General features: G+C 62.1%; 2 protein-coding genes and 1 pseudogene. All 3 read left to right on the forward strand.

Annotated elements, in window-relative coordinates:
- Positions 1-757, forward strand: a pseudogene (locus HMPREF3115_RS21180) (type VI secretion system tip protein VgrG); the annotation flags it as partial.
- A 56-nt stretch (positions 758-813) separates the two neighbouring features.
- On the forward strand, positions 814-5457 hold the full coding sequence (locus HMPREF3115_RS21185) for an RHS repeat-associated core domain-containing protein (protein WP_070555913.1): 4644 nt from the start codon (positions 814-816) through the stop codon (positions 5455-5457).
- A 1-nt stretch (position 5458) separates the two neighbouring features.
- Positions 5459-5761 carry a hypothetical protein gene (locus HMPREF3115_RS31095; RefSeq protein WP_065494300.1) on the forward strand — a complete coding sequence of 101 codons (303 nt, stop codon included), beginning with the start codon at positions 5459-5461 and terminating at the stop codon, positions 5759-5761.
- The last annotated feature ends 160 nt before the right edge of the window (positions 5762-5921 follow it).

Raw genomic sequence — 5921 nt, forward strand, 5'->3', positions numbered from 1 at the left:
GAAGGGCGCGTCGCATACGTTCGCGGGGCCGGCGAGCATGGGCTATCCGTTGCCGAGCCCGAGGCCCGATCAGCCGGGGCAATTGGAACTGTTTCACAAGTACGCGAACGGCGAGGCGGTGAAGGGCGGCTTGTTCACGGTGAAGGACGTGAACGGCGCGGTGCTGAAGAAGGGGGCGCTCGACAACAGCGGCTATACGGTTGTGAGCGGACTGCCGCCCGGCGCAGTGCGTGTCGAATTCGGAAAGGATCCGCGCGAGTCGGATCAGCCGGCGAACTATTTCAAGGAAGCGAAGTGGCCGGCCGAGCCTGTCACGCCGTCGCCGGAGGGTGCGCAGGCCGCGGCAGCCGGTCAGCTCGCCAGCCAGTTGAAGGGAATGGCGCCCGCGGCTGCGACGGCTGCGGCGGGGCTGGCGAGTGGAGGCGGCGCCGGTGCTGCGTTGGGCGGACTGGCGAGCTCCGCGTTGCCGGCTGCGGCGGCTGCGCTGGGCGGCGCGGGTGCGGTGTCCGCGTTGCAGACCGCTTCAAGCTTGGGCAGCGCCGCGAAGCAGGTGGCGGGGATGGTGCAGGCCGCGCGTCAAGGCGGCCTCGCGGCCTTGGCTGCGCCAGCCGCGAATGCTGCATCCGGGGCGCTGCAGGGCGCTTTGCCCGGTGTGGCGGGGATCGCCGGCAAGGGCGCTACGGCGATGGCATCGGCTGGCGGCGCCGCCGGCATGAAGTTGCCGACCAGCGGCTTCGGCGGCCCGCTTAAATCCTGAGAGGGCGGCGTATCGGCCGTCGAGAACAACAAATCGCGATTTGAACGAAAAACGACATGGCACAGCAACTTCCACCGGGCGCCGAGAAAGAACAGGCCGTTACCTGGCTTAGCGATGTTTCGCCAAAGGACGTCGCCGCAGTCGGCAACCGCTTCGACGCGTGGTTGCGCCGGATCAGCGGCAACCACATTACGTTCGAGGACGTGAAGACTTTTGCCGGCGCGGTGCCGATCGTCGGCAACATCATGGCGATGGTCGACGCGCTTGGCGATATTGCCGAGATCGTCGAGAAACGCGGCGGCCAGGTGCTCGATTACATGAGCCTCGCGATCAATCTTCTCGGCATCATTCCGATTCCGCCAACGCTTGCGCCGTTCCGGATGTCGGCGCGTCCGCTACTCGCGCTCGTTCGTCACGAATTACTGGCAACGCGCAACAATCTCGGTGCAGCGATCATCTCCGTGCTGGTCACGCACATCAACGCGACATGCGCGACCGAAATCGAGGATTTTCTCAACAAGCTGAAGGCCGGACTCACCGAGCTGCTCGACGGTTGCGCGTCGAAGTGCGAAGAGATCATGATCGCGCTGGCGAACGGCATGGACAAGGCGCTGCACGGGCAGCTCTTCGACGCCGGCGGCAATCTGAGACGTCAGCAGCAGCTCGCGAAGAAGATCGCCGACGATCGGCCGTGGTACAGCCCAAGCCGCGTCGGTGACGGCATCCAGTTCGCATACGAGGGCACCAAGGCACTTGGCAAGAAGGTAGCGAACAAGACGGCGGGCACGATGGCGAAGCTCGCGCCGGACGCGTGGCTGGAGCCGTTTCGCGGCACGGTGACCTTCCTGCGGACCGAGGCGCCGAAGGTCGCAACGTCGATCCGTTCGCTCGCCGGGAGCGAAGAAGGCAAGATGATGTGGCTCGTGTTGCAGTTGATCGAGGCCGTTGGGCGTGTGAAGGCGCGCGCGAAGCTCCATGAACAGAGTGCGGACGTCAAGGCCGCCGGAAAGAGTCAGGCGAAGAAGACGCGCGGCCAGGAGGGGCTGGAGAAAACCGACGCGCAGGCACCGGCCGAAGGGCAGGGAAAGAGCAAATGCAAGGCTTGCGGCATCGGCGGGTCACCGGCTTCCATCGATTTCGCGTTCGGCGATGAGACGTTCTCGCACGTGGATTTCGATCTGCCGGGCGCGTTGCCGCTCGTCTGGGAGCGTACCTATCGCTCGCGGCTGTCTGCATATGACGGCGGCGAGCTGGGTGCACGCTGGATCACGCCTTATACGACGCGCATCGACGTCAAGAACGACCGGTGGATCTACCGCGATGCAGAGGGGCGCAGCATCGACTACCCGGCACTCGCGGCCGGAGCGGTGCACGACGATCTGTCGGAGAACCTGACGCTGTCGCGGCTCGACGATACGTGGGCGACGATCGCATACGGCCATGACGTTCTGCATGTATACGAACGCCGAGGCGATGCGTTCCGGCTCGCGATGCAGAAAGATCGCGCCGGGAACACCGTCACGTTGGACTACGATGCGCTTGATCGCCTCGCGCGCCTGATCGACGCGAGCGGCAATGTGCTTGCGCTCGAGCATGACCGGCATGGCCGGATCGTACAGATCGAGCAGGTGCTCAAGGACGGTGAGCGCCGTACGTTGGCGAGCTACGAATACGATGCGAACGGTGATCTCGTCCGTGCGGTCGACCGCCATGGCAATGCACGGACGTATCAATATCACCGGCATCTTGTGACGCGCTATACAGATCGAACGGGCCGCGGCATGTCGCTCGAATGGGATGGCGCGGATGCCGAAGACAACGCGGACGCGAAATGCATTCGTGAATATGCGGATGACGGCAGCCTGGACATTCGGCTCGCATGGAATCCGAACATCCGCCTCACATACGTGACCGATGCGCTTGGTCGGATGACGCGGTACTACTTCAACATTCACGGCTATGTGTACCGGATCGTGTATCCGGATGGCAATCAGGAGTGGTTCCGTCGCGACGCGAATCACAATCTGGTGCTGCATATCCGGCAGGATGGCAGCATCGAGCGCAGGGAATACGACGCACGCGGCAATCTCGTTCGGCACGAACGCGCCGACGGCAGCATCATCGAGATGGCGTACGACGACAAGGACCAGATGATCCGGCTCGTCGATCCGAATGGGCACGTGTGGCAGCGCAAGTACGACGATGCGGGCAATCTCGTCGAGGAGATCGATCCGCTCGAGCACGCGACGAAGTACGCGTACAACGATAAGGGGTTGCCGACGCAGATCACCGATGCGAAGGGCGGGACCAAGACGCTCGAATACAACGACGCCGGGCAGCTCACGAGCTACACCGATTGCTCCGGAAAGAATACGGAGTGGCAGTACGACGATATCGGGCGCGTGGTGGAGGCCAAGGATGCGTCCGGCGGCGTGGTCGCTTATGGTTACGGACCTAACGGGCAGCTGTCGGAGATTCGTTCTCCCGCCGGCGTCGAGCACGTGCAGTACGACGCCGAAGGCAGATTGCTGCGGCATACCGATCAATTGAACCGTTCGACGCGATACAGCTACGACGCGGCGGGCCGCATTGCGAGCCGCGCAGACGCACTCGGGCAGACGATTGCGTATCGCTACGATCGTCTCGGCCGGCTCACTGCACTGACCGATGCGAACTTCGCAACATATCAGTTCCACTACGATCCGGCGGGACGGCTGATCGAAGAGATCGGCTTCGACGGCAAGTCGACGCGTTATCAATACGACAAGGACAGCGGTAGTCTCGTTGCCGTCGACGAAGCCGGCTGCGTGACGTCGGTTGACCTCGACGTGAACGGGCGGCTGCTGAAGCGTGCTTCTGGCGAAAGCGAGGAGCGGTTTGCGTACGATCGGAGTGGCCGCCTGATCGACGCGGTGAACCGCTACAGTCGCGTGCAGTTCTTCTTCGACCCGGTCGGGAACCTCGTCCGAGAGCATCACGCCTACAATCTGTTCGGCGAGCGACGCAGCTACGTGTGGCATCACGAATACGACGAACTCGGCAATCGACGGCGCACCGTGCGACCGGACGGCCACGCGATCGACTGGCTGATGTACGGCTCCGGGCACGTGCACGGGATGCTGCTGGATGGCGACGAGCGCGTGCAATTCGAGCGCGACGATCTGCATCGAGAGACGGTGCGGATGCTGTCGAGCAAGGTCGGGCAACGCACGCACTACGATCCGGCCGGACGCGTGCTGCAACAGACGATACAACGGTCCACGTCGCCGGCGCCGCTGGTCGAGCGACGGTATCGCTATGACGCGGCCGGTCAGTTGTCGCGGATCGAGGACAGCCGCAAGGGCGGCATCGACTATCGGTACGATCCGGTCGGACGGCTGATCGAGGCGATCAGCCCGGTCGCGAAGGAGCGGTTCGCGTTCGATCCGGCGAGCAATATCGTCGATCCGGCGCGATCGAGCGACACGCCTGCGTCGCGGCCGAGCCCGGTGCGGCCGGAAAGCACGTTGCCGGCAGAGGTACCGAAAGTGCTCGGCAACCTGCTGAAGGCGTATGCGGGGATGCGCTTCGAGTACGACGCGCGGGGCAATCTCGTGCGCAAGCATACGCCGGCGGGCGAGCAGGAATACGAGTGGGATGCGTTCAACCGTCTGCTGTCGGCGCGCGTTGCGGAGACGTCGCGGCAGAGCGAGGCGCGGTACTTTTACGACGCGTTCGGCCGCCGGATCGCGAAGGAGGTGAACGGCGAGCGGACGGTGTTCGGATGGGATGGCGACACGCTCGCGTACGAAAGCGATGGAGAGCGCGGCACGCACTATATCTACGAGCCGGGGACGTTCGTGCCGCTCGCGCAGTATGTGGCCGAGCCGGTTCTCGGAATCGAGACGCCGGAGTGGAAGAGCAGCGATCGGTACGTGCCGGAGGACGATCCGCTGCAGAAGGTGCCGCAGCGGCGGGCTGACGCGAAGCTTTTCTATTACCACTGCGACCAGATCGGCACGCCGCAGTTGCTGACGGACGAGGATGGGGATGTTGTCTGGGAAGCGTCGTACAAGGCGTGGGGCGAAGCGCGGGGGGTGATCGCGCGGGCGTCGAAGGCGGCGGGGATCGTGGCGAGGAATTCGTTGCGGTTTCAGGGGCAGCAGGAGGATGAGGAGACGGGGCTGCATTACAACCGGCACCGGTATTATGATTCCAGCATTGGGCGTTTCACATCGCAAGACCCGGTCGGCGTGGGCGGTGGAATCAACCTGTTCCGGCATACGGCGAATCCGACTCAATGGATCGACCCCCTTGGACTCACACCATGTGCTGGTAAGGCAGTGATTCGACACTACGATACGGGAAGCCGAACTGGGCACTATACGGTTGAAGTGCAGAGTCCGACTGCATCTGTCCATACTCATCAAGTAATCACGGGCGATACGACTACAACAGTTGTAAACGAGAGGCGCGAAAGGTTAATGGTGGGCGACCCCATCCTTCATACCACGGAAGTACCCCTTCCGAATGCCAATGCTGCGATTGCCTATCAGCAGGCCCAAATCGGACGGCAGTTAGGTCAATATGATGAGAGGTCAAATAGTTGCGTCGATCACGTTGCGAATGTCCTGCGGGCCGGTGGAGAAAACGTTCCCTCTGGGCCTTTGGGTCAATCACGGTATCTTACTCAACGTGGATTTAAAATGAAGGTCAGATAATATGGCTCACGCAAAATGTGAAAAACATGGCTCCCAACCTGCTGAATTGGTGACGAACAATGTTGTCGATCTGATCCGAAACGGTGTGGGATCCGACTTTAAGCGAGTGTTTCCGATGACGTTGGTTTATCAGGAGCTGGAATATCCCGGCTATGGAACCGCGGAAGACCGGACTATTCTACAAAGCTTGGGGGGAGTTTGGGACTCCGAGGAAATATGCACGTTCGTGGACGAAGGTGCGATGGAGAAGGCAATAGGGCTATTTAGTGCGATTTGCGCGAAGTGCTTGGCTGAAGTGCTTTGACGGTCTATTCGGCGATCGCAGCGTCAAGCAATTGTTTGGCCAGTTCATTCTGCTCTGATCCAGCGCACCAGGCGGCACAAAAAAAGAGGGCCGCGGAGCGACCCTCGACAGCGTTGGAAGAAGCGCAACCTCAAGGCAACGAAATCGTCAAATTCGCCGA

It is taken from the genome of Burkholderia sp. HMSC10F09 (assembly GCF_001806955.1).
Taxonomy (GTDB): Bacteria; Pseudomonadota; Gammaproteobacteria; order Burkholderiales; family Burkholderiaceae; genus Burkholderia; species Burkholderia multivorans.